The sequence below is a fragment of the Phenylobacterium sp. VNQ135 genome (genome assembly GCF_049445735.1).
Classification (GTDB): Bacteria; Pseudomonadota; Alphaproteobacteria; order Caulobacterales; family Caulobacteraceae; genus Phenylobacterium.
Genome location: NZ_JBMSDS010000002.1, coordinates 640,685 through 667,333 on the forward strand (window position 1 = coordinate 640,685; position 26,649 = coordinate 667,333).

The 26,649-nt window shown below is 71.1% G+C and carries 23 protein-coding genes and 2 tRNA genes; 10 read left to right on the forward strand and 15 right to left on the reverse strand.

What is annotated here, in order from left to right; genetic code table 11:
* Window positions 1-25 precede the first annotated feature (25 nt).
* The 5 genes from ACO2Q0_RS08965 to ACO2Q0_RS08985 all read left to right on the forward strand — a co-directional run bounded on the left by ACO2Q0_RS08965 (window position 26) and on the right by ACO2Q0_RS08985 (window position 3,781).
* Window positions 26-730 (forward strand): uroporphyrinogen-III synthase, encoded by a 705-nt coding sequence (locus tag ACO2Q0_RS08965; RefSeq protein ID WP_423351150.1) that lies wholly within the window; start codon window positions 26-28, stop codon window positions 728-730.
* The gene (locus tag ACO2Q0_RS08970; RefSeq protein WP_423351151.1) at window positions 727-1,584 is read left to right on the forward strand and encodes a COG4223 family protein; all 858 of its coding nucleotides are present in this window, start codon (window positions 727-729) and stop codon (window positions 1,582-1,584) included. Before ACO2Q0_RS08965 ends, ACO2Q0_RS08970 begins: the two co-directional genes overlap by 4 nt.
* On the forward strand, window positions 1,581-3,089 hold the full coding sequence (locus ACO2Q0_RS08975; RefSeq protein ID WP_423351152.1) for a heme biosynthesis protein HemY: 1,509 nt from the start codon (window positions 1,581-1,583) through the stop codon (window positions 3,087-3,089). The genes ACO2Q0_RS08970 and ACO2Q0_RS08975 overlap by 4 nt, the downstream gene beginning before the upstream one ends.
* A gap of 51 nt (window positions 3,090-3,140) precedes the next feature.
* Window positions 3,141-3,216: transfer RNA gene (locus ACO2Q0_RS08980), tRNA-Thr, on the forward strand.
* A gap of 118 nt (window positions 3,217-3,334) precedes the next feature.
* Complete coding sequence (locus tag ACO2Q0_RS08985) at window positions 3,335-3,781, forward strand: hypothetical protein (RefSeq protein WP_423351153.1); 447 nt, start codon at window positions 3,335-3,337, stop codon at window positions 3,779-3,781.
* Here ACO2Q0_RS08985 and ACO2Q0_RS08990 read toward each other — a convergent pair whose 3' ends face one another.
* A complete protein-coding gene (locus ACO2Q0_RS08990; RefSeq protein ID WP_423351154.1) occupies window positions 3,782-4,756 on the reverse strand; it encodes an endonuclease/exonuclease/phosphatase family protein in 975 nt (324 codons plus the stop codon). It lies immediately after the preceding gene.
* Window positions 4,757-4,911: 155 nt separating this feature from the next.
* Here ACO2Q0_RS08990 and ACO2Q0_RS08995 point away from each other — a divergent pair, with 155 nt between their 5' ends.
* Window positions 4,912-6,552 carry an acyl-CoA dehydrogenase family protein gene (locus ACO2Q0_RS08995; RefSeq protein ID WP_423351155.1) on the forward strand — a complete coding sequence of 547 codons (1,641 nt, stop codon included), beginning with the start codon at window positions 4,912-4,914 and terminating at the stop codon, window positions 6,550-6,552.
* Here ACO2Q0_RS08995 and ACO2Q0_RS09000 read toward each other — a convergent pair.
* The 5 genes from ACO2Q0_RS09000 to ACO2Q0_RS09020 form a co-directional block, all read right to left on the reverse strand.
* Window positions 6,549-7,520, reverse strand: coding sequence for an HpcH/HpaI aldolase/citrate lyase family protein (locus ACO2Q0_RS09000; RefSeq protein WP_423351156.1), 972 nt, complete (start codon window positions 7,518-7,520; stop codon window positions 6,549-6,551). The two genes, ACO2Q0_RS08995 and ACO2Q0_RS09000, sit on opposite strands and share 4 nt — an antisense overlap.
* A gap of 55 nt (window positions 7,521-7,575) precedes the next feature.
* Window positions 7,576-7,983, reverse strand: coding sequence for a hypothetical protein (locus ACO2Q0_RS09005; RefSeq protein WP_423351157.1), 408 nt, complete (start codon window positions 7,981-7,983; stop codon window positions 7,576-7,578).
* Between the two features lie 89 nt (window positions 7,984-8,072).
* Window positions 8,073-8,816 (reverse strand): SIR2 family NAD-dependent protein deacylase, encoded by a 744-nt coding sequence (locus ACO2Q0_RS09010; RefSeq protein ID WP_423351158.1) that lies wholly within the window; start codon window positions 8,814-8,816, stop codon window positions 8,073-8,075.
* Window positions 8,817-9,016: 200 nt separating this feature from the next.
* Entirely contained in the window at window positions 9,017-9,295 is a 279-nt protein-coding gene (locus ACO2Q0_RS09015) for a DUF167 domain-containing protein (RefSeq protein ID WP_423351592.1), read from the reverse strand.
* 2 nt (window positions 9,296-9,297) lie between these two features.
* Window positions 9,298-9,603, reverse strand: coding sequence for a YggT family protein (locus tag ACO2Q0_RS09020; protein WP_423351159.1), 306 nt, complete (start codon window positions 9,601-9,603; stop codon window positions 9,298-9,300).
* 96 nt (window positions 9,604-9,699) lie between these two features.
* On the opposite strand from ACO2Q0_RS09020, the gene ACO2Q0_RS09025 reads away from it, so the two are divergent.
* Window positions 9,700-9,775 (forward strand) — tRNA-Ala (locus tag ACO2Q0_RS09025).
* A gap of 62 nt (window positions 9,776-9,837) precedes the next feature.
* On the opposite strand, the gene ACO2Q0_RS09030 is transcribed toward ACO2Q0_RS09025, so the two are convergent.
* The 4 genes from ACO2Q0_RS09030 to ACO2Q0_RS09045 form a co-directional block, all read right to left on the reverse strand.
* Complete coding sequence (locus tag ACO2Q0_RS09030; RefSeq protein WP_423351160.1) at window positions 9,838-10,692, reverse strand: DUF1206 domain-containing protein; 855 nt, start codon at window positions 10,690-10,692, stop codon at window positions 9,838-9,840.
* 40 nt (window positions 10,693-10,732) lie between these two features.
* On the reverse strand, window positions 10,733-13,615 hold the full coding sequence (polA, locus tag ACO2Q0_RS09035; protein WP_423351161.1) for a DNA polymerase I: 2,883 nt from the start codon (window positions 13,613-13,615) through the stop codon (window positions 10,733-10,735).
* A 57-nt stretch (window positions 13,616-13,672) separates the two neighbouring features.
* The gene (locus ACO2Q0_RS09040) at window positions 13,673-14,029 is read right to left on the reverse strand and encodes a hypothetical protein (RefSeq protein ID WP_423351162.1); all 357 of its coding nucleotides are present in this window, start codon (window positions 14,027-14,029) and stop codon (window positions 13,673-13,675) included.
* Window positions 14,030-14,103: 74 nt separating this feature from the next.
* Window positions 14,104-16,332, reverse strand: a complete 2,229-nt coding sequence (locus tag ACO2Q0_RS09045; RefSeq protein WP_423351163.1) for a TonB-dependent receptor — start codon at window positions 16,330-16,332, stop codon at window positions 14,104-14,106.
* 295 nt (window positions 16,333-16,627) lie between these two features.
* Between ACO2Q0_RS09045 and ACO2Q0_RS09050 the strand changes: the two genes are divergently transcribed.
* Window positions 16,628-18,214, forward strand: a complete 1,587-nt coding sequence (locus tag ACO2Q0_RS09050; protein WP_423351164.1) for an amidohydrolase — start codon at window positions 16,628-16,630, stop codon at window positions 18,212-18,214.
* A 4-nt stretch (window positions 18,215-18,218) separates the two neighbouring features.
* Here the strand turns inward: ACO2Q0_RS09050 and gyrB are convergent, their stop codons facing one another.
* From gyrB to ACO2Q0_RS09070, 4 genes are all read right to left on the reverse strand, one after another.
* Complete coding sequence (gene gyrB / locus ACO2Q0_RS09055; RefSeq protein ID WP_423351165.1) at window positions 18,219-20,660, reverse strand: DNA topoisomerase (ATP-hydrolyzing) subunit B; 2,442 nt, start codon at window positions 20,658-20,660, stop codon at window positions 18,219-18,221.
* A 184-nt stretch (window positions 20,661-20,844) separates the two neighbouring features.
* Window positions 20,845-21,369, reverse strand: a complete 525-nt coding sequence (locus ACO2Q0_RS09060) for a DUF3617 domain-containing protein (protein ID WP_423351166.1) — start codon at window positions 21,367-21,369, stop codon at window positions 20,845-20,847.
* A gap of 114 nt (window positions 21,370-21,483) precedes the next feature.
* On the reverse strand, window positions 21,484-22,632 hold the full coding sequence (gene recF / locus ACO2Q0_RS09065; RefSeq protein ID WP_423351167.1) for a DNA replication/repair protein RecF: 1,149 nt from the start codon (window positions 22,630-22,632) through the stop codon (window positions 21,484-21,486).
* Between the two features lie 25 nt (window positions 22,633-22,657).
* Window positions 22,658-23,587: a DUF808 domain-containing protein gene (locus ACO2Q0_RS09070; protein ID WP_423351168.1), complete on the reverse strand. Its 930-nt coding sequence runs from the start codon at window positions 23,585-23,587 to the stop codon at window positions 22,658-22,660.
* A gap of 125 nt (window positions 23,588-23,712) precedes the next feature.
* Here ACO2Q0_RS09070 and ACO2Q0_RS09075 point away from each other — a divergent pair, with 125 nt between their 5' ends.
* A complete protein-coding gene (locus ACO2Q0_RS09075) occupies window positions 23,713-24,510 on the forward strand; it encodes an isocitrate lyase/PEP mutase family protein (RefSeq protein ID WP_423351169.1) in 798 nt (265 codons plus the stop codon).
* Here the strand turns inward: ACO2Q0_RS09075 and ACO2Q0_RS09080 are convergent.
* Entirely contained in the window at window positions 24,507-25,607 is a 1,101-nt protein-coding gene (locus ACO2Q0_RS09080) for a CobW family GTP-binding protein (protein ID WP_423351170.1), read from the reverse strand. The two genes, ACO2Q0_RS09075 and ACO2Q0_RS09080, sit on opposite strands and share 4 nt — an antisense overlap.
* A gap of 72 nt (window positions 25,608-25,679) precedes the next feature.
* Here ACO2Q0_RS09080 and dmeF point away from each other — a divergent pair, with 72 nt between their 5' ends.
* Window positions 25,680-26,645: a CDF family Co(II)/Ni(II) efflux transporter DmeF gene (dmeF, locus tag ACO2Q0_RS09085; protein WP_423351171.1), complete on the forward strand. Its 966-nt coding sequence runs from the start codon at window positions 25,680-25,682 to the stop codon at window positions 26,643-26,645.
* Window positions 26,646-26,649: the final 4 nt, after the last annotated feature.

The window sequence follows — 26,649 nt, forward strand, 5'->3', positions numbered from 1 at the left end:
AAGGGGTTCGGGGCGACAAGGGAGCATGGCCGCCCGCCGTCAGAGGATCTGGATCACCCGCGCCCAGCCCGGCGCGGACGCCACCGCCGAGCGCGTGCGCGCGCTGGGCCACGAGGCCGTGGTGGCGCCGCTGCTGGCGGTGCGCATGCTTCCGGACGTGGCGGTGGACCTGGCCGGCGTCGCGGCGCTGGCCTTCACCTCGGCCAATGGCGTGCGGGCTTTCGCCGACGCCTGCGGCGAACGCGCCCTGCGGGTCTTTGCGGTGGGCGCGGCCACGGCCCAGGCGGCGCGCGCGGCGGGGTTCCGCTCGGTCCTGTCGGCCGACGGCGACGTCGAGGCGCTGGCCGAGGGCATCGGCATCCGCCGCGGCGAGCTGAAGGGCGCGGTCCTCCACCCCGGCGCGGCCGAACCCGCGGGCGACCTGGCCGGCGCGCTGGAGAAGCACGGCGTCGAAGCCCGGCGACTGATCCTCTACGAGACGGCGCCGGTGGCGTTGCCGGCCGAGCAGGTCGAGGACCTGGTGAACGTGGACGCCGCCCTGCTGCATTCGCCACGCGCCGCCCAGGTCCTGGCCAAGGTGCTGAAGGCCCACCCCGCTCCCAAGCTCCGGGCGCTCGGGCTCTCGAAGGCGGTCGTCAAGCCGCTGCAGCGTACGCCGCTGGCCGCCAAGGCCTATCCGCCCTTCCCCCTCGAAGCGGCCCTGCTCAACCTGATCGATCGCCGTCCATGACCCAGCATCCGGAGTCCGCACTGCCAAAGGATCCCGCCGCGTATCGGCGGGCGCCGTTCGGACTGGGCCTCTGGTCGCTGATGGCGCTATGCCTGCTGTGCGTCCTGGCCGGCGCGGGCGTCGCGGCCTTCCTGCCCCGGTTCCTGCCGACGCCGGCCACCGTCCCGCACCCGGCCGAGCCGGTCCAGGCGGTCCCGGCCGTCGCGCCGGCGGCCCCGCCGCCGCCGGCCGAGAGCGCCGATGCGGCCGAGATCCGCCGGCTGAACGCACGCATCTCCGTTCTCGAAACCGAAGGCGCGCGGACGAGCGAGGCCGCCGCCTCCGCCCTGGCCGCCGCCGCCCTGCTGGAAGCGACCCAGAGCTCAGCGCCCTTCACCCGCGAGATCGCAGCCCTTAGGGCCGCTGCGCCCGACCTGCCCGAACTGGCCGCCCTCGGGCGGGCGGCGGCGGAGGGCGCCCCCAGCCGCGCCGCCCTCGCCGCCGAGTTCCCCGCCTACGCGGCCCAGGCTGCGAGCGCCGCCCGCACGCCGGACCCCGACGCCAAGCTGGCCGACCGCCTGATCTACGGTCTGTCGCGGGTGGTCAGCGTCCGGCGCACCAGCGACGTTCGCGGGGCCTCGCCGGACGCCCTGCTGGCCCGCGCGGAACTGGCGCTGAACGAGGGCGACGTGGCCGGCGCGCTCAAGATCCTCGAGGCCCTGCCCGCTCCCGCGCGCGAGAGCCTCGCGCCCTGGCGGGCCAAGGCCGAGCGCCGCGCCGAGATCGACCGGCATGCCGCGCGCCTGCGGGCTCGCGCCGTTCGCGACCTGCAGGCGGCTGGCGTCGCCCCCGCCGCCGTTGGAGGCGCCGCATGATCCGCGCGGCCATCGTTCTCTTCCTGGTGGCGGCCGTCGCCGTCGCCGTCCTGGGCCTGACCCGCGACGCCGGCACGGCCAGCGTCGAGTGGCTGGGCTGGCGCGCTGACACCACGGCGGCGGCCGGACTGCTGATCGCGCTCCTGGCCAGCCTCGCCGCGGCGGTCATCTGGCGCACCGTCCTCTGGATCCTGGACGCCCCTGGCCGGGCCGAGCAGGCGCGCACCGAGGCGCGGCGGCGGCAGGCGAATGACGTGCTGGCCCGTGGCTTCCTCGCCGCGGCCGGCGGTGACGGCTCGGAAGCCCGGCGCCTCGCGCGCAAGGCGGCCGAACTCGCCTCCGAATCCCCGGGCCTCGTCCGGGTGCTGGCCGCCCAGGCCGCCGAAGCGGCCGGCGACGTCGAGGAGGCGCGCGCCGCCTATACCGCCATGCTGGGCTTCCCGGAGATGCGCCTGGCCGGCCACAAGGGCCTGATGCAGCTCGCCCAGAGCCAGGGCTTGCGCGAGACCGCCCTGCGCCACGCCCAGGAGGCGTATGGCGAGACCCGCTCGGCCCGCTGGGCCTGGCGCGTGCTGCTCGAAGCGCGGCTGGAAGGCGGCGACTGGACCGGCGCGCTGGACCTCGTCAAAGGCGCCCTGGACCGCAAGATCGTGCCGCCGGTGGTGGCCGAGCGCGCTCGGGCGGCCCTGCTGGCCGCCTCGGCGGCCCAGCTCGAGCACGCGCCCGCCAAGGCCCGCAGCCTCGCCCTGGACCATGCCGTCGAGGCCGCCAAGCTGCAGCCGGGTTTCGCGCCGGGCGTGGTGATGGCCGCCCGGCTGCTCGCCGAGGAAGGCAAGGTCGGCCGCGCGGCGGCGACGGTGGAGAACGCCTGGCGCAACGCGCCCCACCCGGCGCTCTGGCTGGCCTATCGCGACCTGCGCACCGACGAGACCCCGCGCGAGCGGGCGCAGCGGCTGTCGGAACTCGCGGCCGTCAACCCGACGCACCGCGAGAGCCTGATCCTGCACGTGGAGCGCGCCCTGATCGGCGGCGACCCCGCCGCCGCCCGGGAGTCGGCCAAGGCCCTGGAAGCCGAACCGGCCACTGCGCGCATCTGCGGCCTGATGGCGCGCGTGGCCTTCGCCGCGGGCAGTCCCGACGAGGCCCGCGTGTGGCTGGCGCGGGGAATCAGCGCGCCCCACGAGCCCGACTGGTCCGACCTGGATCCCGAGGGCCGCGCCTTCGCCTACCATGCCTCCGACTGGGCGCGGCTGGTGATCACCTATGCCGAGACCGGAGAACTGATCCATCCGCGCCACGAGCGGTCGGAGCGGACGCTGCGCGAACTGCCCGAACTGCCGCTGGCTTACGATAGCGAGCCGATGCTGACCGAGCCGGTGCTCTATCCGGTGGACGCCGAGGACTATGGGACCGAGCCGCCGCCCCTGTCCGAACGGCCGACGGAAGGCCCGCGACGCCGCGCCGCGCGCCGACGCTTGGCGAACGGACCGAGAGCCGCTAAATAGGCGCCTCCCGCGGCCGGGACCTCCGGTTCCGATCCCGCGGACGCCCTGTGGGCCGCCTTAGCTCAGCCGGTAGAGCGGCGCATTCGTAATGCGTAGGTCAGGTGTTCGAGTCACCTAGGCGGCACCACTTCTTCCCTTTCAGTGAGCGGATGCAGCGACTGTCACCGATGTGACGTCCAACCGTGACGTGCGCGACGCGCGACTCGCCTAGGCCAGCGCCATCTGGATCTGGGGGAGTGGTTCGGATGCGCAAGCGGTGGGCCGCAGGGGTTGCGGCGGGGGCGGCCGCCCTGCTGTCGGGCGAGCCGGCCAGGGCCCAGGGGCAGGCGCCGCGGGACGAGGTGCGCGCGGCGCTCGCGGCCCAGATCTGGGGCGAAGGGCCCGGCGTGGCGCTGGAGGCTGCGCCGGCCGGTGGCGTCCGGCTCCTCTATCAGTCGCCTCGAGGCACGGCGGAAGCCGCCTACCTTCCCGCCGAGCGACGGCTCCAGGTCCTGACGCCGGCCGCCGGCCAGCCCGCCGCGCCGCGCAAGCGCGCGAAACTGGGTTACGCGCTGACCGACCGGCTCGAACTGTTCGTCGACCTGCAGAAGCGACAGCCCGACCAGACCGAGGCGGCGCTGGCCCAGGATTGGCTGCCGCCCGAGACGCGTAGGCCGAGGACCTATGCGGTGGGGATCACGACGCGCTGGTGATCAGCGGCCGTCGGCCGCGCGCCAGGCGACGGGGCCTGGCGGGCCCCCCGGGCGACGGGCGTGAGCCAGGGTCGGATCGCCCGCGGGACTGACGGCGTAGCGCACCATGTAGCCGTCGTGGTCCGACAACCGGGCGCCGGCCACGCCGTCGAACGCCGCCTGGATCCGCAACGGGCGCACCGCGCCGGGCGCCGGGCTGACGAAGGCCTGGAGGTCCTGCGACATGAGCCAGGGCTGGGCTTCGGCGGCCGGCCCATCGAGGCAGGGGCCGCCCGGCCCGCGTCGGCAGAACTCGCTGACCACCACGTAGGGCCTGGCTTCGACCCGGTGATCGTAGCGTTCGGGCGCGTTCTTCACGTTGAAGTCGCCGCCGATCAGGATGGGGCGACCGGGGACAGCGTGCCGCGCGAGGAAGGCCTGCAGTTCCTCCGTCTGGCGGTTGTGCGCGGCGCGGGCCTGGGCGGGGCCGGCGCGGCTGGCGCGCCGGGAGTTCATGTGGGTGTTCACGACGTCCACCAGACCGCCGTCGAGCTCAAGCCGGACCAGCATGACGCCCTTGGCGGCCAGGCAGTCGAAACCGGCGCAGGCCGTGTATGGCGCGCTGACCGTCGAGCGGATCGGCAGGTCGCTCAGGACGTGCAGGCCGCCGCTGGTGAGCTTGCGGAACCCTTCGCGGCGCGGCCCCTGGGCCCAGTAGCGGTAGCCGCTGGCATGGACGAGGTCGGCCACCTCGCCGCGGAAGCCCTCCTGCAGCAGGACGACGTCGGGCTGGCGGCCCTCGCGGCGCAGCGCCGCGAGCTCGGCGCCGATGGCGCGCAGCGCCCGGGCCCGGCCGTGGGCCACCGGCCAGGGCAGGCCGCGGACATTATAGGTTAGGACGCTGATCTCACGCGCCGCCGGCGGCGCGGATTGGGGCGGGACCGGCGGAGGCGCGACGGCGAGCACCCCGGTCGTTGCGAGCATCGTCAGGACCATCGACAGGCCTCCGGCGGCAGGCGGGGCCTCTCTGGCGCGAATCGGTGACGCCTCGATGTGACAGGCGTGACGATGCGGTGACGGTGCGGCGCGCGCTTGTCTTCCGCAGGGCCAGCAGGCCATGACCGGATCCGAAGCTCGAAGGAGAACCCCGCATGGCCGACCTGCTGATCCGCGCCGGGAGCGCCGTGGCGGCGCTGCGGCGCTTCGTGGACGAGGCGAAGACGGGCGTGGCGGGGGCGGTGGCGCCCGGCGGGGCGGTGGATCCGGCCAAGCTCGATGCGGCCCAGCGCGGCGTGCACGCCTTCGCCTGGGCGGCCACCACCGTGGAGGCCTTGGCGCAGCTGCATCAGTGGGCGCAGCGGGCTCAAGGCGCCGGCGCGTTCGGCGAAGGCGAGCAGCTCGTCCTGCGCATCGCCTTCGGGGAGTATCTGGCCCAGCTCCTGGGCGGCCTGCCGATGAGCCAGAACGAGCTGGCCAGACCGTGGGATTTCGGGGCCGAGGAAGCGGCCTCAGGGCTCGCGCGCGATCCTGGCGCCGGCTGGTTCCTGGCCAACGGCAACACGCTGGGGACGCGCAAGGCGCTGGTGGAGAAGCTGGTCTCCGGCTGGCGGCCCTACGAGGGCCTCGGCGACGAGACGCTGGATGCGGTGCGGGGCCAGTTCCGCCGCTTCGCCGCCGAACGCGTCGCGCCCTTCGCCCACAGGTGGCACCTGGACGACGTGCTGATCCCCGACGAGGTGGTCCGCGAGATGGGCGAACTCGGCGTCTTCGGGGTCTGCATCGATCCGGAATACGGCGGCCTGGGCCTTGGCAAGCTCGCGATATGCGTGGTCTCGGAGGAGCTGTCGCGCGGCTGGATCGCCGCGGGCTCGCTGGGGACGCGCTCGGAGATCGCCGGCGAGCTGATCGCCACCGCCGGGACGCCGCACCAGAAGGCGTGCTGGCTGCCCAAGATCGCGTCCGGCGAGGTGCTGCCGACGGCGGTGTTCACCGAGCCCGACACGGGCTCGGACCTGGCCTCCCTGCGCACGCGGGCGACGAAGGCGGCCGACGGCTCGTGGCGGATCAACGGCGCCAAGACCTGGATCACGCATGCCTCGCGCAGCGACCTGATGACCGTGCTGGTGCGCACCGATCTCGACAACCGGGGCCACGGCGGCCTGTCGATGATGCTGGCCGAGAAGACCCGCGGCACGCCCGAAGAGCCGTTCCCCGATCGCGGCCTGTCGGGCAGCGAGATCGGCGTGCTCGGCTACCGCGGCATGAAGGAATACGTGCTGGCCTTCGAGGACTTCGCCGTGCCGCCGGAGGGCCTGCTGGGCCAGGCGGAGGGCCAGGGCTTCAAGCAGCTCATGCGCACCTTCGAGGCGGCGCGGATCCAGACGGCGGCTCGGGCGACGGGCGTCGCCTGGAACGCTTTCGATCTGGCCATGCGCTATGCGACCGAGCGGCGGCAGTTCGGCCGGCCGATCATCGAATTCCCCCGCGTGGCCGACAAGCTGGCGCTGGCCCTGGTGGAGACGGTGACCGCGCGCGAGCTCAGCTACTTCGCCGCCCGGACCAAGGACCTCGGCGAGCGCTGCGACATCGAGGCCGGCATGGCCAAGCTGCTGGCGGCGCGGGTCGCGTGGTCCAACGCCGACGCCGGCGTCCAGGTGCACGGCGGCAACGGCTATGCGCTGGAGTTCGAGATGAGCCGGGTGCTGGCCGACGCCCGCATCCTCAACATCTTCGAGGGGGCGGCGGAGATCCAGGCGCAGGTGATCGCCCGGGGGCTGCTGGGCCGGTCCTAGGCGATCCCCAGCCGTTCGGCCTTCGCCACGAGGACCTCGGCCTGGCGGATCGAGGCGGCGTCGACCATGCGGCCGTCGATGGCCACGGCGCCGCGGTTCGCCCGCTCGCCCTCGGCCAGCGCCTCGAGGATCCGGCGGGCGCGGGCGACCTCGTCCGCCGTCGGGCTGAACACCTCGTTGAGGATGGCGATCTGGTCGGGATGGATCGCCCACTTCCCTTCGAAGCCGAGGGCCGAGGCGCGGCGCGCGCTCCACCGCAGGCCCTCGGGGTCGCGGAAGTCGGCATACGGCCCGTCCACCGGCCGCACGCCGGCGGCGCGGCAGGCGACGACGATCCGGGCCAGCGCATAGTGCCAGGCGTCGCCGTAGTAGGGCGGCCGCGCGCCGGCCGCATCGGGTTCGGCCAGCACGGCGTAGTCCGGCACCGGGCCGCCGATGGAGACCGTGCGCGCGCCGATCGAGGCGGCATAGTCGCCGGGGCCGAAATGCAGGCTCTCCACGCGAGGGCTCGCCGCGGCGATGGCGTCGACGTTCTGCAGCCCCTCGGCCGTCTCGATCTGCAGCTCCAGGCCGATGCGCGGGCGGCCGGTGGCGGCCTCGATCTGCGAGAGCAGCACGTCCAGCAGGTGGACGTCGGCCGGGCGGTTGATCTTGGGGACCATGATGAGATCCACCCGCGGCGCCTGCTCGGCCACCTCGATGAGGTCGCGGTACATGAAGGGCGTATCGAGCGCGTTGATCCGCACCGAGACCGTGCGATCGCCCCAGTCGATGTCGCCCAGGGCCTCGATCACCGTCCGTCGCGCCTGCGGCTTGTCGGGCGGGGCGACCGCGTCCTCGAGGTCCAGCATGACGATGTCGGCCGCCGAGCCCGCCGCCTTCTCGATGAAGCGGGCGGACGAGCCGGGGACGGACAGCTGGCTGCGGTTGGGGCGCGCGGGACGGTCCGGATCGATGGCCTGGGTCATGGCCCTGGATTAGACCGAACCTGACCCTGGGGCCACCTAGCCCCGGCGCCCCAGGCTAGAGCGCCGCGCAGGTGGTCGGGTTCAGCGGCTTGGTCTCGGCCCGGCTCCACTGGCTGCCCGCCTTGGTGAACTCGGCATAGGCCATGGCCGACTTGCCGGTCGAGCCGTCGGCGCTGGTGGAGGCGAAGCGCATGGCGGCGACCACCTTCGCGGTCACGCCCTTGGCGGTGTCGTCGGCCGTCAGGGGCATGGCGCCCTTGCAGGTCACCTCGAAGCCTTCGCAGCCCTTGCCGTTGTTCTTGGTCGCGCAAGCGGCGTGCGTGGCCTCGATGTCGGTCCGCCAGGCCGGGATCTGGGCGTCGAAGCCCGCATTGGGATCGCTGGACGAGGCGGAGCCCGTCTCGCGCGAGCCGCAGGCGGAAAGTGCGAGCAGGGCGGCGGTGGCGGCGACAGCACGAAGCATCAAGGGACGGGAACTCCGAAGCGAGGGGAAGCCCGCGCATAACCCGCCGATCAAGGCGGTGGTGTGACGAAACGACCGATTGGGGCGGTTTAGTCGGCGGGCGCCGCGGCCGTCATCACGGGGCCGATCTCGTCGTGCAGGACGAGATCGGCATAGGGGTCGAGGTCGGTCGGCTCGCGGTTGACGATGGCGAGTTTCGCCCCGTGCTGCTTGGCCATCAGGGGGAAGCCGGCCGCCGGATAGACCACCAGCGAGGAGCCCAGCACGAGGAAGAGGTCGCAGGCCAGGGTCTCCGCCTCGGCGCGGGCCATCGGCTCCAGCGGCATCGACTGGCCGAACGAGATGGTGGCGGTCTTCACCAGGCCGCTGCAGGACCGGCAGGCGGGCAGGTCGCCGGTGGCGTCGTAGAGGCTCTTCAGCTCCCCCAGTTCGTGGCGCAGGCCGCATTCGAGGCAGGTGGCGTAGCTGGCGTTGCCGTGCAGTTCGATCACCCGTGCAGCCGGCACGCCAGAGGCCTGGTGCAGGTTGTCGACGTTCTGGGTGATCACGGCGCTGCACTTGCCCCCGGCGACCAGCCTGGCGACGGCCATGTGGCCCGCGTTGGGCTCGCGTCCCACCCAGCCGGCGCGGCCCGAAAACGCCCGCTCCCAGGCCTCGCGCCGCTTCTCCTCGCTGGCGACGAACTCCTGGAAGTAGATGGGCTTCATCTTCGACCAGACGCCGCCGGGACTGCGGAAGTCGGGAATGCCGGATTCGGTGGAGATGCCCGCGCCGGTGAACACCACCATGCGGCGGGCCTCGGCGATCATCCGGGCGAGGTCGGCGGTCGACATCGCGCAAGGCTAGCCGTCTGCGCGGCGGATCGGAAGGTCTGGAAGTGGGAGATCGGCCCGGCCGCGGTCGGGGGGATGCCAGGGGTGTTGGGCCGGGCCGATCTGCGACCGCTCGTGTCCGACAGGCAAGTCGTTGAGCGATCGCCCATACAACTGCCTGTCAAAAAGCAAGTTCCCGCCGCCGGCAAAAAACCGTCGGCCTAGCCGGCGGAGCCGAACGCCCGGACGAGGTCGGCCTCTGCGGCCTGTTCGATCTCCAGTCGCTTCACGCGCGCGGTCTCGCCCGATGCGATCCGCACGGCGGAGCGAGGGACGCCGAGCGCCTTGGCGATTAGCGCGACAACGGCGGCGTTGGCCTGGCCGTCGGCCGGCGCGGCGCTGACGCGGACCTTCAGGACCGGACGGCCCGCCTCGTCGCAAGTCCAGCCGTCGACGGCGTCGCGGCCGCCCTTCGGCGTCACCCGGACGGTGAGGCGCAGGGTCAGCCCAGCAGGCCCTGCAGCGGCCGGAAGATCATCGGCAGCAGGTAGAGCTTGATGCCCTGCAGCACGAGGATCGCGATGATCGGGCTGATATCGACGCCGCCCAGCGGGGGAATCACCTTCTGGAACGGCGCGAGCACCGGGCGCGTCACCGCGTCCAGGAAGCGCACCACGCCATAGACGAACTGGTTGCGCAGGTTGATGACGTTGAACGCCACCAGCCAGGACAGGATCGCGCTGACGATGATCGCCAGGATCAGGAGCCCGAGCAGGCTGTCGAGGATGAAGTAGACGAAGCTGGCCATGTCTCCCGTTTAGCGGCCTTTTGGCCGCAGGCAAGGCGAAGCCGGAACCGGGCGCTTGACAGCACCCCCGCCAATCGCCTTATTCCGCGCCTTCCTGGGGCCGTAGCTCAGTTGGTAGAGCGCCTCGTTCGCAATGAGGAGGTCAGGGGTTCGACTCCCCTCGGCTCCACCATCCACCCGCGTGGATGAAGAACCTCAGGAACATCGCCAGCCTTCACGCCGCCGGCCGCCGCCCTAATCCAGCGCCCGTTCCGGCCGCATGGGCCGAAGCCATCCCTCCGCCACGGCGAAGAATCCGAAGGCGATCAGGCCCAGAGCCGTGAGGCTGAGGAACGGCGTGCCGAGCGGCTGCCGCTCCAGGGCGTCGAGCGCCCCGCCCAGGCCCCGGGCTTCCGAGGCGCGGGCGTGGAGGCCTGCGACCACCAGGAACAGACCGGCCGGCAGCAAGGCGACGCCGCGGCCCAGGTAGCCGATCCGCGCCAGCGCGACGGCCCATCGCCGCGTGTCGCGGTCGCCCTGCAGATCCCGGCCGAAATGGTCGAGGAGAGCGCGGGCGATGCTGCCCACGCCGCAGCCGGCGACGAACAGGCCGGTTCCCGCGACCAGCCAACCGCCCATGGGCAGGTCCAGCATCCTCGCCACGAACGCCCGCGTCTTCGCCTGGTCGTCGGTCTCGCCCAGGTCTTCGATCGCGTCGAGCAGACCGAACACCGAGACCGCCATCCCGGCGTACACCGCCCCGCTGACCGCCTGCCCCAGGCGCGCCAGGAGGGCTTTCGGCTTGCGGCCCTGACCGTCGACGTCGAAGACCGCCTGCAGCGCGCGCCAGCCCGCGAAGGCGTAGAGGCCGAGGCCGATCAGCCAGAGCAGGACGATCCCGGCCGGCCACTCGCGCCAGGCGTCCATGGCCCCGGCGACACCCTCGGCCCGAGGCGTGACGTCCAGCGCCGCCAGCAGCGCAATGGCGCCAATGCTGACGTGCACCGCGCCCCGCGCCAGGTAGCCGGCCCGGGCGGCCAGTTCGATGAGGGCCGCGACCGGCCGCCGCTCGAAGCGGCGGCCCAGGCGCAGCGCGGGGGCGTCGACCATCCGTCCGCAACGGAACGATGCGGCGGCGGTTCCGGGGAGGCTAGTGGGCGTCGTCCCAGTTGGATGCGGCGCGGGCCTCGACCACCAGCGGCACCGAGAGCTGCAGCGCCGGTTCCGGCGCCGTCTCCATGACCCGCTTGGCGACCGCGATCACCGCGTCGGCCTCGGCCTCGGGCGCCTCGAACACCAGTTCGTCGTGCACCTGCAGCAGCATCTTCGCAGAGAGCCCGGCTTCCCGTAGCGCATCCGGCATACGGATCATGGCGCGCCGAATGACGTCGGCCGCCGCGCCCTGGATCGGGGCGTTGATGGCGGCGCGATCGGCGAAGCTGCGCTCGGCCTGGCTCTTCCCGCGGGCCGCCGGGATGTGGACCTTGCGGCCGAAGATGGTGGTGACGAAAGCCTGCGAGCGCACCTGCTGCTGCATGCGGTCCATGTAGGTCCGGATGCCGGGAAAGCGCTCGAAGTAGGTCTTGATGTAGGCGCCGGCCTCCTCGCGCGGGATCGAGAGCTGGTTGGCCAGGCCGAAGGCCGAGATGCCATAGACGATGCCGAAGTTGATCGCCTTGGCCCGCCGCCGCGTCTCGGCCGGCATCCCCTCCACCGGTACGCCGAACATCTCGGAGGCGGTCATGGCGTGGATGTCGAGGCCCTCGGCGAAGGCGCGCTTCAGCTGCGGGATGTCGCCGATGTGGGCCAGCAGGCGCAGTTCGATCTGGCTGTAGTCGGCGCTGATCAGCACATGGCCGGGCTCGGCCACGAAGGCCTTGCGGATCTTGCGGCCCTCCTCCGTGCGGATCGGGATGTTCTGGAGGTTGGGGTCCTCGGACGCCAGGCGCCCCGTGGTGGCCGCCGCCATCTTGAACGAGGTGTGCACCCGTCCGGTCTTGGGGTTGATCGCCTCGACCAGGTTGTCGGTATAGGTCCCCTTCAGCTTCGAGAGCTGGCGCCAGTCCAGGAGGATGCGCGGCAGCTCGTGGCCCTGGGCGGCGAGGTCCTCCAGCACCGAGGCGTCCGTCGAGGCCGCGCCGGTGCCCGTCGCCTTACCCGAGGCGAGGCCCATCTCCTGGTAGAGGATCTCGCCGATCTGCTTGGGGCTGCCCAGGTTGAACGGCCGGCCGGCGAGGCGATGGGCCTCGACCTCCAGTTCGCCCATGCGGACGCCGAAGTCGTTGGAGAGCTCGCGCAGCCGCTGGGGGTCGACCTTGACGCCCGCCAGCTCCATGTCGACCAGCACGCGCGGCAGGGGCCGCTCCGTGGTCTCGTACACGGTGGCGAGCCCCTCGTGCGCGAGCCGCGGCTTCAGGTGCTCCCAGAGGCGGAGGGTCACGTCGGCGTCCTCGGCCGCGTAGCAGGTCGCCTCCTTCAGGGCGACATGCTTGAAGCTCTTCTGGGTCTTGCCCGTGCCGGCGACCGTCTTGAAGCTGATCGGCTCGTGATCGAGCCAGGTCTTGGACAGCTCGTCCATGCCGTGGCCTTTCCGCAGGCCGCCTTCCAGCGTGAAGCTGATCAGCATGGTGTCGTCGATCGGGCCCACGTCGATGCCGTGACGCTTGAGGACGGCGAGATCGTACTTGGCGTTCTGGGCCACCTTCAGGACGGCCGGGTCTTCCAGCAGCGGCTTCAGCCGCGCCACGACCGTCTCCAGCGGCATCTGGTCCACCGCTTCCTTGGCCTCGAAGTCGAGGCCGCCCGTGGCCTCGTGCTCGTGCTCGTGGCCCACGGGGATGTAGCAGGCCTCGCCCGGCGCGACGGCCAGAGAGACGCCGCACAGGTTGGCCGCCGAGGACGACAGCGCGTCCGTCTCGGTGTCGAAGGCGATGACGCCGACCTCGTAGGCCCGGGCGATCCAGGCCTCCAGGGTCGCCTCGTCCCGCACGCAGACGTAGGTCTCCACATCCACGGCCCCGTGCTTGGGCGCGCTCGGCGCCCGCGCCTCGGGCGCGGGGGTCGCGGCGGGCGCTTCCCCGCCGACCGGCACCTTGCCGTCGCCGACCCGGCGGGCCAGCGTGCGGAATTCCATCTTCTCCAGGAATGCGGCGAGGACCGCCGGGTCCGGATCGTCCACCGCCAGCTCGTCGAGCGGGCAGGGCAGGGGCGTGTCGCAGTCCAGGCGCACCAGCTCGCGCGACAGCCGGATCTGGTCGGCGTACTCGATCAGGGTCTCGCGCCGCTTGGGCTGCTTGATCTCGGAGGCGCGGGCCAGCAGCGTGTCGAGGTCGCCGTATTCGGTGATGAGCTGCGAGGCGGTCTTGATGCCGATGCCCGGCGCGCCCGGCACGTTGTCGACCGAATCGCCGCAAAGGGCCTGCACATCGACGACCTTGTCCGGCGTAACGCCGAACTTCTCGATGACCTGCTCGATGCCGATCCGCAGGTTCTTCATGGTGTCGAGCATGAAGACCTGCGGCCCGACCAGCTGCATCAGGTCCTTGTCGGACGAGACGATGACGACCTCCCCGCCCAGGTCCCGCACCTTGCAGGCATAGGCGGCGATCAAGTCGTCGGCCTCGTAGCCGGGCAACTCCAGGCACGGCACGCCGAAGGCCTTGGTCGCCTCGCGGACCAGCGGAAACTGCGGGACCAGGTCCTCGGGCGGCGGCGGCCGGTGGGCCTTGTACTGGTCGTACAGCTTGTTGCGGAACGTCTCTTCGGAATGGTCGAAGACGACGGCCAGGTGCGTCGGCGCGTCGGCCTGGCTGCGCATCTCGACCAGCAGCTTCCAGATCATGTTGCAGAAGCCGGAGACGGCGCCGATCGGGAGGCCGTCGGTCTTGCGCGTCAGCGGCGGCAGGGCGTGGAAGGCGCGGAAGATGAAGCCCGAGCCGTCCACCAGATAGAGGCGGACCTTGGGCCCGTCCTGGGTCGGTTCGCGGGGGATCTCGCCCAGGACTTCGGGCGCGGCGTCGAGCGTGTCGGTCATGCGGGGAAGATAGGGCGGCGAAGCCCGAAGGTCACCCGCGACGAACGGACCTCGGCCTCACTCGTGCGGCTCGCAGGCGGTCAGGTCGCCCGCCCGACAGGCGGCGACGGCGATGCGCCAGGCTTCCATCGCCTTCAGGTGCTGGGAAACGGCGAGCGCCTGGGCGGCGTCCCGGTCCTCCAGGGCCTTGCGGTAGTCGGCCTCGGCCTTCTCGTGGGCGGCGCGCACGGCGGCGTTGCGCGCGTCCACCTCGGCGTTGCGGCGGTTGACCTCGGCGTTGAGGGCTTCGCTGCGGCGGTTCTGGTCGGCGAGTTCGGCCTCGCGCGACATCCGGTCGGCGAGGATCGCGTCCTGGGCCGCTGCGGGCTGGGCGGCGGCGCAGGCGAGGACGAGGGCGGCGGCAATCATGCGCATGAAGGGCTCCCAAGCTTGACCGTGGCCAAACCTGGGGCCGCGCCGCCGCCGCCGCCTTGATCCAGATCAGGCGATCAGAAGCTCGCCTTCACTTCCACGCCCAGGGTCCGCGGATCGTTCACGAACCCGGTCAGGTTGTTGAAGTCGATGCCGCCTTCCAGGCTGCGGTCGTTGGTGATGTTGCGGCCGAAGACGGCCACTTCGTACCGGCCTTCCGCCGCGCGGTAGCCGAGGCGCAGGCCGCCCTCCAGCAGCTTGTCGTCGCTGTACTCGGCCGACTCGTAGAGGAAGAAGTTGACCTTCGAGCGGTAGGCCCAGTCGGTGAAGACGAACAGCTCGCCCGACGCGAGCGGCCAGGAATAGCCGGCCGTGAAGTTGGCGATCCATTTCGGCGCGTTCGGCAGGCTGTTGCCGTCGATGCTGACGGTGCCGGCGAGCGGGCCGGCCGGGTCCAGCACCGTGCAGCCGCTGCCGCACGGCTGGGTGAAGAGGCCGGAGTCCTTCAGCTCGGTGTTGTTGTAGGACAGCCCCGCGGTCAGCTCGAGGTTGTCGATCGGCTCGGCCTCGGCGTTGAATTCGAAGCCATAGCCCACCGCCTTGTCGGCGTTCAGCAGGCGGTTGAAGTTGGCGCCGCCGCCAACCGCGGTGATCTGCAGGTCCTTGGCGTCATAGTAGAAGACCGCCGCGTCGAAGCGGGCGCGGCCCGAGGGCAGAACGCCCTTCACCCCGGCCTCGTACGACATCACCGTCTCCTTCTCGGCGATCGAGAGGGTGTCGCCGAACACCAGGCGGCCCTGGATCGAGGGCGCGCGGTAGCCGCGGGCGACGCGGGCGTAGAGGTTCACGTCGTCGGTCGCCGCATAGGTGGCGTTGAGGTTGAAGCTGACCTCGCTGGAGTCGGGATTGGCGCGCAGGATGCCGGTGGGCGGGGCGCCGAACGGCGACAGCGCGCGCTGGGCCAGGAAGTCCTTCTTATCGTCGGAGTAACGGACGCCGCCGCCGACGTTCAGGCGCTCGCTCACGTCATAGTCGAGGTTGGCGAAGAGGGCCCAGCTCTCGGACTTCTGGTTCTGGTAGGCGTAGCCCTGCAGGGCGCCCCCCGCGAGGGTGTTGTAGTCGAAGCTGTCGATCTTGACGCTTTCGTTGAAGTAGAACGCGCCCACGGTGTAGCCGAGCTGCCCGTTGTCGCCGCTGACGCGGACTTCCTGGGTGAACTGCCGGTGGAACGGGATGCCGTCGGCGCTCTCGGACGGGAACGGGATCACGCCGGGGCCCGAGGGCGGGGCGAAGACGGCCCCGAAGCCGCCGTCGATGTCGCCGCGCGAATAGGCGTCGACCCGCTCATAGGCGGTGATCGAGGTGATCTCGGCTTGGCCCAGGTCGTAGGTCAGGCGCAGGTTGGCGCCCGAGGACTCGATCTTCTGGTAGGCGCGGCCCTGCGCGTCCTGGCTGATCTCGTCGCGCTCGAAGCCCGGCACGAAGTTGTTCGTGCCCTTCTGGATGATGTTGGCGCGGAACAGGCGCGGCGTGCCGTCCAGGTGCTGGTAGTGCAGGTTCAGCAGGGCCGAAAGCTCTTCGGTCGGCGTCCAGAGAAGTTGGCCGCGGACGGCGATCTGGTCGTAGCCCTCGGTGTCGTTGTCCTTGGGCGTCAGGGTGTTGTCGACCCAGTCGGAGCGGTGCTGGTAGAGGGCCGAGAGGCGCCCGGCGAGCATGCCCGGCACGATCGGGCCCGAGACGGCACCTTCCAGGTTGATGGTGTCGAAGGTGGCGTATGAGGCGCGGCCGTAGCCCTCCAGCGCCTGCGTGGGCTTGGCGCTGTCGAACTTCAGCACGCCGGCCGGCGTGTTGCGTCCGAACAGGGTGCCCTGCGGTCCCTTGAGCACTTCCACCTGGTCGATGTCGAAGAGCGGGAAGCCCTTCAGCACCGGGTTCTCCAGCACGACCTCGTCGTAGATGAAGCTGACCGGCTGGCTGGCGTTCAGGTCGAAGTCGGTGTTGCCCAGGCCGCGGATGTAGGGCCGCGGGAAGGTGCGGCCGAACGAGCTCTCCAGCGTCAGGCTGGGGACGCGCGCCGAGAAGACGCGGATGTCGCCGCCCGACGAGCGGATGGCGTCCAGCTTCTCGCCGGAGACGGCGGTCACCGCCGCCGGCACGTCGTTGATGTTCTGCGCCCGCTTCTGGGCGGTGACGATCACCTCGCCCACCTGGGTCGTGTCCTGGGCCTGCGCCTGGGCCGCTCCGGCCAGCACCGCCATAGCCACGCCCGCCGCCAGCGCCACGCGCCGCGAAGCCATCATCGTCATGGAGATCCCCTGTGCGTCGTGTCGGCCGCCCGACTCGGCCGTGATGTCGCGGAAGCTACACCAGAGGTTGATGGTCCCGTCATGCGGAGACGCCCGCGCCTTTAGAAAGGCGCGGGCGCGTGATCCTTGAGCAACAGAGACCGGCGTTCGCCCCAGTTCGGGCGCGGCCGTCGCCGGGAGCCTGCCTTACCGGCGGCGGCGTGGCGGTTCGGGCTCACTCGGCTGCGAAGGGCTGGACAACCGCGAGGCGCCTCGTCCAGCGTCGTCCCCTCAGTGATCCCGGGGGAAGTATTCCATGAAGTCCGCGCTGCCGGTCGCGCTCGCCGCGAGCCTCGCCGTCCTGTCCGCGACCGCCACGTCGGCGGCCGCCGCGCCGCTGCCGGCGCTCAAGAAGCAGGCGGTCGCCGGCGTAGAGGCGCGGGCCAAGCTCAGCCAGGAGATGAACGACAGCATCTTCTCCTTCGGCGAGCTCGGCTTCCAGGAGGTGGAGACCTCGCGCTACATCACCGACATCCTCGAGAAGCACGGCTTCACCGTCACCCGCGGGGTCTCCGGCCTGCCCACCGGCTGGGTCGCCACCTGGACCAACAAATCCGGCGGGCCGGTGATCGCCCTGGGCTCGGACATCGACGGCATCCCCAAGGCGTCGCAGACCCCGGGCATCCCGTGGCGCAAGCCCCTCGTGGAGGGCGCGCCCGGCCACGGCGAGGGCCACAACTCGGGCCAGGCCGTGAACGTCGTCGCCGCCCTGGCCGTCAAGGACATCATGCAGAAGGAAGGCGTCGCCGGGACGCTGATGCTCTGGCCCGGAGTCGCCGAGGAGCTGGTGGCCGGCAAGGCCTACATGGTGCGTGACGGCGTCTTCAAGGACGTGGACGCGGTGATCTTCACCCACGTCGGCGACAACCTCGGCGTCAGCTGGGGCAAGCCGATGGGCACGGGCCTCGTCTCGGTGGAATACACGTTCCAGGGCTCGACCGCCCACTCGGCCGGCAAACCCTGGATGGGCAAGTCGGCGCTGGACGCAGTCTCCCTGATGAACACCGGCTGGGAATACCGCCGCGAGCACATCCGCCCGGAGCAGCGGTCGCACTATGTGATCCGCGATGGCGGCGACCAGCCCAATGTCGTCCCCGAGCGGGCGAGCGTCTGGTACTATTTCCGGGAACAGGACTTCAAACGCATCAGCGACCTCTACGCGGTCGGCAACCGGATCGCTGACGGCGCGGCCATGATGACCGACACCACGGTCAGCCGCCGGGTGCTGGGCACGGCCGCGCCGCGCCACTTCAACAAGCCGATGGCCGAGGCCGCCTACGCCAACATCCTCCAGGTGGGCCTGCCCAGGTGGACGGCCGACGACCAGGCCTTCGCCAAGGCGGTTCAGAAGCACGTGGGGGCCGACAAGACCGAGGGCCTGGACACCAAGCTCGACAAGCTTGAACCGCCCAAGGAGAAGCCGGAGAGCGGCGGTTCGGACGATATCGGCGACGTCTCGTGGGTCGCGCCCACCATCACGGTGCGTTACCCGTCGAACATCCCTGGCCTGCCCGGCCACAACTGGGCCAACGCCATCTCGATGGCCACGCCGATCGCGCACAAGGGCAACATGGCCGGCTCGAAGGTCGTCGCCATGACCGTGCTGGACCTGCTGGTCCAGCCGAAGCTGCGGGCGGCGGCCAAGGCCTACTTCACGGACGTGCAGCAGAAGAACGAGACCTACGTCCCGATGATCGCGGCCGGCGACAAGCCGGCGACCGAGCTCAACACCGACATCATGGCGCGGTTCCGGCCGGAGATGCGGAAGTTCTACTACGACCCCGCCAAGCACCCGACCTATCTCGACCAGCTGGGCGTGAAGTGGCCCACGCTCGAGAAGTAGCGGCCTAGACGTCGACCTCGGCGTCGAGGGCGTTCTCCTGGATGAACTCGCGGCGGGGTTCCACCAAGTCGCCCATGAGGCGGGTGAACATGTCGTCGGCGTCGTCGGCGTGGGTCACCTTCACCTGCAGCAGGGTGCGGGCCTCGGCGTCCAGGGTGGTTTCCCAGAGCTGGTCGGGGTTCATCTCGCCCAGGCCCTTGTAGCGCTGGATCGACAGGCCCTTGCGGCCGGCGTCCATGACCGCCGCAACCAGGTCGAGCGGCCCGCGCACCGTGGTGGTCTTGTCCTTGCGGGTGAAGCTGGCAACGCCCGAGAAGGTCTCGGAGAGCTCCTTGGCCCGCTCCGCCAGGCGCCGCGCGTCGGCGGCGTGCAGCAGGATGTCGTCCAGGACGATGCGCTCGGACACGCCCCGCTTGATGCGGCTGAAGACGTAGCTGCCCTGCTCGCCCTTCTCGCCCGACCAGGCGCCGTCGCCTTCCTCGGCGTAGAGGTCCAGGCGCGTGGCCGCCGCGGCGGCGTCGCCGCCGCCGTCGGCGAACAGGCCGGCCAGCGCCGCCTGCTCGATGGCGAAGGCCGGCGCCCGGGTGGCCAGGCGCTCGACGTTGGCGCGCGCGGCGCGCGAGGTGTTCACTAGCCGCAGGAGGTCCTGGCCGGTCAGGCGCTCGCCTGACGAGAGCTCCAGCATGGCGCCGTCCGTGCCCTCGTTGACCAGATAGGCCTCGAGCTCGCTGTCGTCCTTGAGGTAGCGCGAGGACTTGCCCTTGGCGGCCTTATAGAGCGGCGGCTGGGCGATATAGAGATAGCCGCGCTCGATCACCTCCGGCATCTGCCGATAGAAGAAGGTGAGCAGCAGGGTCCGGATGTGGGCGCCGTCGACGTCGGCGTCCGTCATGATGACGATCTTGTGGTAGCGCAGCTTCTCGATGTCGAAGTCGTCGCGGCCGATGCCGGCGCCCAGCGCGGTGATCAGCGTGCCGACCTGGTCCGACGACAGCATCTTGTCGAAGCGGGCGCGCTCGACGTTCAGGATCTTGCCGCGCAGCGGCAGGATCGCCTGGTTCTCGCGGTTGCGCGCCTGCTTGGCCGAGCCGCCGGCCGAGTCGCCCTCCACCAGGAAGATCTCGGACTTGGCCGGGTCCTTCTCGGAGCAGTCGGCGAGCTTGCCGGGGAGCGAGGTGATGTCCAGCGCCGACTTGCGGCGGGTGAGCTCGCGGGCCTTCCGCGCCGCCTCGCGGGCGGCGGCGGCCTCGGCGATCTTCTGGACGATCATCTTGGCTTCGTTCGGGTGCTCCTCGAACCAGGTCGAGAGGCCCTCGCTCACGAGGTTCTCGACCGCCGGCCGCACTTCCGAACTGACCAGCTTGTCCTTGGTCTGGGACGAGAACTTCGGGTCCGGAACCTTCACCGACAGCACGCAGGTCAGGCCTTCGCGGGCGTCCTCGCCAGAGACCGAGACCTTCTCGCGCTTCGTCGTGCCCGAGCTCTCCGCATAGTTCGTGATGATGCGGGTCAGCGCCGAGCGGAAGGCGGCGAGGTGGGTGCCGCCGTCGCGCTGCGGGATGTTGTTCGTGAAGCAGAGGACGTTCTCGTGGTAGCCGTCGTTCCACCACAGGGCCATGTCCAGCTCGACAGTATCGCGCCGGCCGCGGACCACGATCGGCGCCTTGACCAGGGGGTGCTTGGCCTTGTCGAGGTGGCGCACGAAGGCCTCGATCCCGCCCTCGTAGCTCATCACCTCCTCGAACGGCTCGGCGCCGCGGTGGTCCTTCAGCCAGATCGTCACGCCGGAGTTCAGGAACGCCAGCTCGCGGAGGCGGTGCTCCAGGGTCTTCAGGTCGAAGTCGATGAAGCGGAAGGTCTCCAGCGACGGCAGGAAGGTCACTTCCGTGCCGGTCAGGGGCTCCCCGTTCTCGCGCAGGGGTGACTTGCCGGTCACCTTCAGCGGCGACACCGCGTCGCCGCGGCGGAACTCCATCTCGTGCTGCTCACCGTTGCGGTGGATGCGCAGCTTGAGGAAGTCGGAGAGGGCGTTCACCACCGAGACGCCCACGCCGTGCAGGCCGCCCGAGACCTTGTAGCTGTTCTGGTCGAACTTACCGCCGGCATGCAGCTGGGTCATGATGACCTCGGCCGCCGAGACGCCTTCGCCCTCGTGGATGTCGGTCGGGATGCCGCGGCCGTCGTCCGTGACCGTGCACGAGCCGTCGGGATTGAGGATCACCTCGACGCGGGTGGCGTAGCCGGCCAGGGCCTCGTCGATGGCGTTGTCCACCACCTCATAGACCATGTGGTGCAGGCCCGAGCCGTCGTCGGTGTCGCCGATGTACATGCCCGGCCGCTTGCGCACCGCGTCCAGGCCCTTGAGGACCTTGATCGACTCGGCGCCGTACTCGGCGGCGCCATTACCGCCATTTCCCTCGTGGGGAGTTTCGGTCTCTTCGCTCATTCTTCGTCCGATCGGGCGCGGATGACGAGGTCAGGCCCAGGTGAAGGTCAGGGCCGTGGAACACGCCCGTTTGGCGGGCGTGGACGCCCGCGGATTCTCAGGTCCTGTATATAGGGTGCGCGGCTGATTCTGCACGCTTTTCAACGTCGCGCGCCGCCATCGGATTCGCGGCTCGGAGGCGGGCTCAGCCCTCGACGTCTTCGCCCGGCTTCACCCCGGCGGGACAGGCCCCGATCCAGCGGGCCTTCATGGTCATTTCGCCGCCGTCGCGCCGGCCGTCGGGTGTGACGACATAGAGGCCCAAGGTCGAGCTCCAGCTGGTCGACGAACCGGACATCGTCATGGTGGTCTCGGTCTTCAGGCCCTTGCCCTGATCGCACACGGCGTGGACGCGGATGCCCAGGGGGCCGCTGGAGCGGTCGGTCTTGCAGTCCGGGGTCTCGCGCGTGAGCATCTCGCGCATCTCCTGGTTCACTTCGGCGCCCGTGCAGCGCTTGGTCACCTCGCGTTCGCCGCCGTCGATCTTCGTCACTTCCCAGAGGCCTTCGCGGAACCGCGGCAGGCCGTCTGCGCCGAGCGTCAGCCGCTCGGCGGGCGCGCTCGCCTTGGCTGCGGCGTCGCTGGCGGCTGCGGTCTCCGCCTCGGGCTTGGCGTTGCAGGCGGCGAGCGCGAGCGGCGCGGCGAGGACGAGCAGGCGGGCGAGGCGCATGGGAATTTCCGATCCGAATCTCTCTAGGCGAACGGCCAGGGTCCGCGGCGGTCCCAGAGGCCTCAAGGCGGAGGGCGACGAACACCGCCGCCGGCGCGACAGATCGCGCGCGCTTCAGCCGAGCGGCGTCAGCCCCGCGGGGTCGACCCGAAAGCCCTGCGCCCGACCCTGCAGGCCGTCGAACAGATGCTCGTCGGTGCCGGTCAGGAAGGCCTGCAGGCCCAGCGCCTCGAGTTCGTCGAACAGTGTGGTGCGGCGGGTGCGGTCGAGGTGGGCCGCCACCTCGTCCAGCAGGAGGATCGGCGCCGGCTGCCCCTCGGCGCGGGCGAGGCGGGCGGCCTGGGCCAGCACCAGGTTCAGGATCAGCGCCTTCTGCTCGCCGGTGGAGCATTCGGCGGCGGGGCGGTCCTTCTCTGCGTGGACCACGGCGAGGTCGCCGCGGTGCGGCCCCGTCAGCGCCCGCCCCGCGGCGGCGTCCCGGTCCCGGGCGGCGGCCAGGCTGCGGGCCAGCCTCGCCTCGATGTCGGCGAAGCCTGCCCCGGCGCCCGCCATCTGCTCCCACTCGCCGGTCAGCGAGAGCCGCGCCTGCGGGAAGGGCCGCTCGCCGCGCGTGTCGATCTCGGCCTGAAGCGCCGCCAGCGTGCCCGCCCGGGCCTCCGCCATCAGCGCGCCGGCCTCGGCCATCCGCGCCTCCAGCGCGTCGAGCCACGCGGGGTCGGCCGGCCCGAGGGACGACGCGTCGGTGAGCAGCCGCATGCGCTCGCGCATCGCCTTCTCATAGGCCTGCACCCGCGGCGCATGGCCCGGGTCGGCGGCGAAGACGAGGCGGTCGAGAAACCGGCGGCGGTCGCCCGCGCCTTCGAGGAAGAGGCGGTCCTGCGCCGGCGTCAGCCAGACCTGGCGGACGTGTTCGGCGAGCCGGCCGGGCGGCGCGGGTTCACCTTCGACACGCACGACACGCCGCGCGGCGCCAGGCAGCTCGACGCCCGTGCCCAGCCGGGTTTCGTCATCTCCCGAGGCGAGCGTCGCCGCCACGGCCCAGGCGCGGCCGACCGTCTCTCCGGGCAGTCGACGGCCCACCTCGGCGATGGATGCGCCACGCAGGCCGCGGCCGGGGATCAGGAAGCTGACCGCCTCCAGAAGGTTGGTCTTGCCCGCGCCGTTTGGGCCCGCCAGCCACACCGAGCGGCCGTCGAGCGCCAGCTCGGCGGCCGCGTACGAGCGGAAGTCGGTCAGGGCCAGGCGGGTGAGAGCGGTGCGCACGCCCGGGTCTTAGCCGCGGCCGGCCCTAGCGTCGATGCGAGACGAGGTGGACAATGCCGGCGGCGATCCCGCCGACGATCAGTCCGAGCGCCGCCGAGATCAGCGCAAACACCAGCCAGCCGGCCAGCGCGCCCACGATCGGAAGATGCGCGGCGGGTTCGGTCAGCGCGTGGACGAAGCCCGTGACGCCGGGGACGTGATAGTGCTCCAGCCCGTGCAGCAGGATGCCGCCGCCGACCCACAGCATGGCCGCCGTCCCGATCCCGGCCAGCCACGACAGCACGACGGGCATGGCCCGCACGAGGCCGCAGCCGAAGCGGTGCGTGGCCGCGCGCTCGCTCTTGGCGAGGTGCAGGCCGATGTCGTCCATCTTCACGATCAGGGCGACGACGCCATAGACGCCGACCGTGATCAGCAGGCCCACGACGGCGAGCGCCGCGGCCTGCACCAGCAGCGGCTTGTCGGTGACGCTGGAGAGCGCGATGGCGGTGATCTCGGCCGAAAGGATGAGGTCGGTGCGGATAGCCCCCGAGACCTTTTCCTTCTCGAGCTCGGCGGAGCCCAGGGCCAGTTCGTCCGCCTCGTCGGCGGTGTCCTCGTGGCGGATCGCTTCCAGGATCTTCTCGGCCGCCTCGAAGGCGAGGTAGGTCCCGCCGAGCATCAGGATCGGCGTCACGGCCCAGGGCGCGAACGCGCTGAGCAGCAGGGCGCCCGGCAGCAGGAACAGGAACTTGTTGCGCAGCGATCCGAGCGAGATCTTCCAGACGATCGGCAGCTCTCGGTCCGGCGTGAAGCCCGTGGCGTAGCTGGGCGTCACCGCGGTGTCGTCGACCACGACGCCGACGGCCTTGGTCCCGGCCTTTCCGGCTGCCGCGGACACGTCGTCCAGGGATGAGGCCGCCACCTTGGCGATCGCGGCCACGTCGTCGAGAAGGGCGACCAGCCCCGATGCCATGCGAACTCTCCAGCCTCAGGGCGCTGATAACGCGCCGATCGCGTCCGATTTCCGCGAGCGGCGTGTCACAGCGCTTCCCATATCGGCGTCTGATAAGCTGAACCGTAAACCGGGGGAGTGAAAAGATGAGCCAGACCGCCAAGGCCGAAGCCTTCCGCAACCTGCATCGCGGCGCCGAGATCCTGGTGCTGCCCAACGCCTGGGACGCCGCCAGCGCCGCCGTCATGGCCGACGCCGGAGCCAAGGCGGTGGCCACGTCCTCGGCCGCCGTCGCCTGGGCCCACGGCTATCCCGACGGCGACGCCCTGCCGATCGACAAGGTGATCGAGACGGTGGCCGAGGTGGCCCGCGTGGTCGACGCGCCCGTCACCGCCGACATCGAGGGCGGCTACACGGACGACCTCGGCAAGCTGGTGGAGAACGTGACCCGCGTCGTGGAGGCCGGCGCGGTCGGCGTCAATCTCGAGGACGGCAAGCGCGCGCCCGAGCTCCACGCCGCCAAGATCGAAGCGATCAAGAAGGCCCTGGGCGACCGGCTGTTCGTGAACGCCCGCACCGACGTCTATCTCGCGGGCCTCGCGGAAGGGCCGGCGGCCTATGTCGAGACCATCGCGCGCGCCGCCCGCTACCAGGCCGCCGGCGCGGACGGCATCTTCGTGCCTGGCCCCAGCGATCCCGACCTGATCGGCCGGCTGGCCGGCGAGATTCGCCTGCCGCTGAACGTCATGGGCTGGGCCGGCGTGCCGAACGCGGCGCGGCTGCAGGCCCTGGGCGTGCGGCGGCTCTCGTCCGCAACCAACCCTTTCCGCGTCGCCTATGCGGCGCTGGCCCGCGCGGTCGAGGCCTATGTCCGCGACGGCGATCCCGATGCGCTCGCCAGGGCCGCCGACGGCGCCCCGGCCCTGCAGAAGCGGTTCAGCTAGGCGGCGATGCAGCTCTCGAAGCCGGCGCGCAGGCCGGCTTCGTCGAGGTTGCGGCCGATGAACACCAGGCGCGAGTAGCGCCTGTCGTTCTCGCGCCAGGGGCCCTGGAAGTCGCCTTCCAGGATCATGTGCACCGCCTGGAAGACGAGGCGCCGGTCCTCGCCCTTGATGTCCAGGATGCCCTTGGCGCGCAGGATGTCGACGCCCTGGGTCTGCAGGACGTTGTTCAGCCAGGCGGTCACCTTGTTGGCGTCGATCGGCCTGTCGGCGGTCAGCGAGATCGAGCTGATGCCGCTCTCGGCGACGTGGTCGTGGATGTGGCCATGGTCGTGGTGTTGATCGTGGCCGTGATCATGATGGTGATCATGATCGTGATCGTGGTGATGGTGGTCGTGGCCGCAGTGCTCGTCGTGCACGTGGCCAGGCTCGCCGTGCGCCGGATTGAGGAAGTCGGGCTGCAGCTCGGTCACTCGGGCGAGGTCGAAGGCGTGACGGCCGAGGATGGCGTCCAGCGGCACGTTCGAGCGCTGGGCCCGGCGGATCGGGGCCAGCGGATTGAGGGTGCGGATCGCCCGCTCCACCTCGGCCAGCTCGGCCTCGCTGACGAGATCGGTCTTGTTGAGGATGATCTGGTCGGCGAAGGCGATCTGCTCGGCCGCCTCCTTGGAATCCTTGAGCCGCAGCGGCAGGTGCTTGGCGTCCACGACGGTGGTCACGCTGTCCAGCTCGGTGCGGGCGCGGACGTCGTCGTCGACGAAGAACGTCTGGGCGACCGGGGCCGGATCGGCGAGGCCGGTGGTCTCGACGATGATGGCGTCGAACTTGCCCCCGTTCTTGCCCCCCTGGCGCTTCATCAGGCCCGAGAGCACGCGGATCAGGTCGCCGCGCACGGTGCAGCAGACGCACCCGTTGTTCATCTCGAAGACCTCTTCGTCGGCGCCGACGATCAGGTCGTTGTCGATGCCCACCTCGCCGAACTCGTTGACGATGACGGCGTACTTCTTGCCGTGGTCCTCGGAGAGGATGCGGTTCAGGAGGGTGGTCTTGCCCGCGCCGAGATAGCCGGTCAGGACTGTTACAGGGGTCTTGTCGCTCATGGCCGACCATGTAGGGCGACAGCGCCAACTTATGAAGTGGCGTTCTCAAGCTGAGGTGTTATAAAATAACACATGACGACGGCCGACCGCCCTGAGATGCGCGCAGAACAACTGGACTCGTTCCGGCAGGACCGCACCTACCTGGGTGCGGACCATCGCCGGAACGAGCGCCGCACCTGGCTGGTGACGGCGATCTGCGCCGCCATGCTGGTGGTGCTGGTGATCGGCGGCGCGGCGACCGGCTCGCTCGCCCTGATGGCCGCCGGCCTGCACATGGGCGCCCACGTGGTCGCCCTGCTGGTGGCGGCCGGCGCCTATGCGCTCGCCAGGCGTCATGCGGGCAACCCGGCCTTCAGCTTCGGCACCGGCAAGCTCGGCTACCTCGCGGGCTTCGCCAACGGCGTGGTGCTGGCGGCCACCGCCGTGGCGATCGCCGCCGAGAGCGTCGAGCGGATCGTGAACCCTCACGTTGTCGATTACCACGGCGCCCTGCCGATCGCGGCGGGCGGGCTGGTGGTGACGCTGGTCTGCATCTGGCTGTTGCGGCCGACCCAGGCGCACGCGGCCCGCAACGATCCGGACGGCGACCTGAACCTGTCGGCCGTGCACCTGCACCTCATGGCGGACGCCGCCGTCTCCGTGCTGGCGGTGATCGCCGTGCTGGCGGGCCAGCAGCTGGACTGGCGGCTCGCCGACCCGCTGGCGGGCCTGCTGGCGGCCGGTCTCGTCGCCCAGTTCGCGATGAAGCTGCTGCGCCGGGCCGGCGCGGCTCTGCTCGACATCAACCCCGCGCCCGAGCTCACCGCCGAGGTCCGCGCCCGGCTCGCCAGCGGGGGCGAGCGGGTGATCGACCTGCACCTCTGGCGGCTCGGCCCCGGACATCATGCGGTCATCGCGGTCATCGCCGCCGATCATCCCCAGCCGCCCGAGGCCTATCGCACGCGGTTGGCTGGCCTTGCCGGGCTTTCCCATGTCACTGTGGAGGTGCGGGCGGGGGCCCATGCGCACGATTGTGGCCACGGCCACAGTCACGCCTGAGCGA

What these genes read in the sequence shown, in the direction of transcription:
- ACO2Q0_RS08965 (WP_423351150.1), top strand. Translation starts at nt 26, where the DNA reads ATGGCCGCCCGCCGTCAGAGGATCTGGATCACCCGCGCCCAGCCCGGC.
- ACO2Q0_RS08970 (WP_423351151.1), top strand. Translation starts at nt 727, where the DNA reads ATGACCCAGCATCCGGAGTCCGCACTGCCAAAGGATCCCGCCGCGTAT.
- ACO2Q0_RS08975 (WP_423351152.1), top strand. Translation starts at nt 1,581, where the DNA reads ATGATCCGCGCGGCCATCGTTCTCTTCCTGGTGGCGGCCGTCGCCGTC.
- ACO2Q0_RS08985 (WP_423351153.1), top strand. Translation starts at nt 3,335, where the DNA reads ATGCGCAAGCGGTGGGCCGCAGGGGTTGCGGCGGGGGCGGCCGCCCTG.
- ACO2Q0_RS08990 (WP_423351154.1), bottom strand. Translation starts at nt 4,756, where the DNA reads ATGGTCCTGACGATGCTCGCAACGACCGGGGTGCTCGCCGTCGCGCCT.
- ACO2Q0_RS08995 (WP_423351155.1), top strand. Translation starts at nt 4,912, where the DNA reads ATGGCCGACCTGCTGATCCGCGCCGGGAGCGCCGTGGCGGCGCTGCGG.
- ACO2Q0_RS09000 (WP_423351156.1), bottom strand. Translation starts at nt 7,520, where the DNA reads ATGACCCAGGCCATCGATCCGGACCGTCCCGCGCGCCCCAACCGCAGC.
- ACO2Q0_RS09005 (WP_423351157.1), bottom strand. Translation starts at nt 7,983, where the DNA reads ATGCTTCGTGCTGTCGCCGCCACCGCCGCCCTGCTCGCACTTTCCGCC.
- ACO2Q0_RS09010 (WP_423351158.1), bottom strand. Translation starts at nt 8,816, where the DNA reads ATGTCGACCGCCGACCTCGCCCGGATGATCGCCGAGGCCCGCCGCATG.
- ACO2Q0_RS09020 (WP_423351159.1), bottom strand. Translation starts at nt 9,603, where the DNA reads ATGGCCAGCTTCGTCTACTTCATCCTCGACAGCCTGCTCGGGCTCCTG.
- ACO2Q0_RS09030 (WP_423351160.1), bottom strand. Translation starts at nt 10,692, where the DNA reads ATGGTCGACGCCCCCGCGCTGCGCCTGGGCCGCCGCTTCGAGCGGCGG.
- polA (WP_423351161.1), bottom strand. Translation starts at nt 13,615, where the DNA reads ATGACCGACACGCTCGACGCCGCGCCCGAAGTCCTGGGCGAGATCCCC.
- ACO2Q0_RS09040 (WP_423351162.1), bottom strand. Translation starts at nt 14,029, where the DNA reads ATGCGCATGATTGCCGCCGCCCTCGTCCTCGCCTGCGCCGCCGCCCAG.
- ACO2Q0_RS09045 (WP_423351163.1), bottom strand. Translation starts at nt 16,332, where the DNA reads ATGACGATGATGGCTTCGCGGCGCGTGGCGCTGGCGGCGGGCGTGGCT.
- ACO2Q0_RS09050 (WP_423351164.1), top strand. Translation starts at nt 16,628, where the DNA reads ATGAAGTCCGCGCTGCCGGTCGCGCTCGCCGCGAGCCTCGCCGTCCTG.
- gyrB (WP_423351165.1), bottom strand. Translation starts at nt 20,660, where the DNA reads ATGAGCGAAGAGACCGAAACTCCCCACGAGGGAAATGGCGGTAATGGC.
- ACO2Q0_RS09060 (WP_423351166.1), bottom strand. Translation starts at nt 21,369, where the DNA reads ATGCGCCTCGCCCGCCTGCTCGTCCTCGCCGCGCCGCTCGCGCTCGCC.
- ACO2Q0_RS09070 (WP_423351168.1), bottom strand. Translation starts at nt 23,587, where the DNA reads ATGGCATCGGGGCTGGTCGCCCTTCTCGACGACGTGGCCGCGATCGCC.
- ACO2Q0_RS09075 (WP_423351169.1), top strand. Translation starts at nt 23,713, where the DNA reads ATGAGCCAGACCGCCAAGGCCGAAGCCTTCCGCAACCTGCATCGCGGC.
- ACO2Q0_RS09080 (WP_423351170.1), bottom strand. Translation starts at nt 25,607, where the DNA reads ATGAGCGACAAGACCCCTGTAACAGTCCTGACCGGCTATCTCGGCGCG.
- dmeF (WP_423351171.1), top strand. Translation starts at nt 25,680, where the DNA reads ATGACGACGGCCGACCGCCCTGAGATGCGCGCAGAACAACTGGACTCG.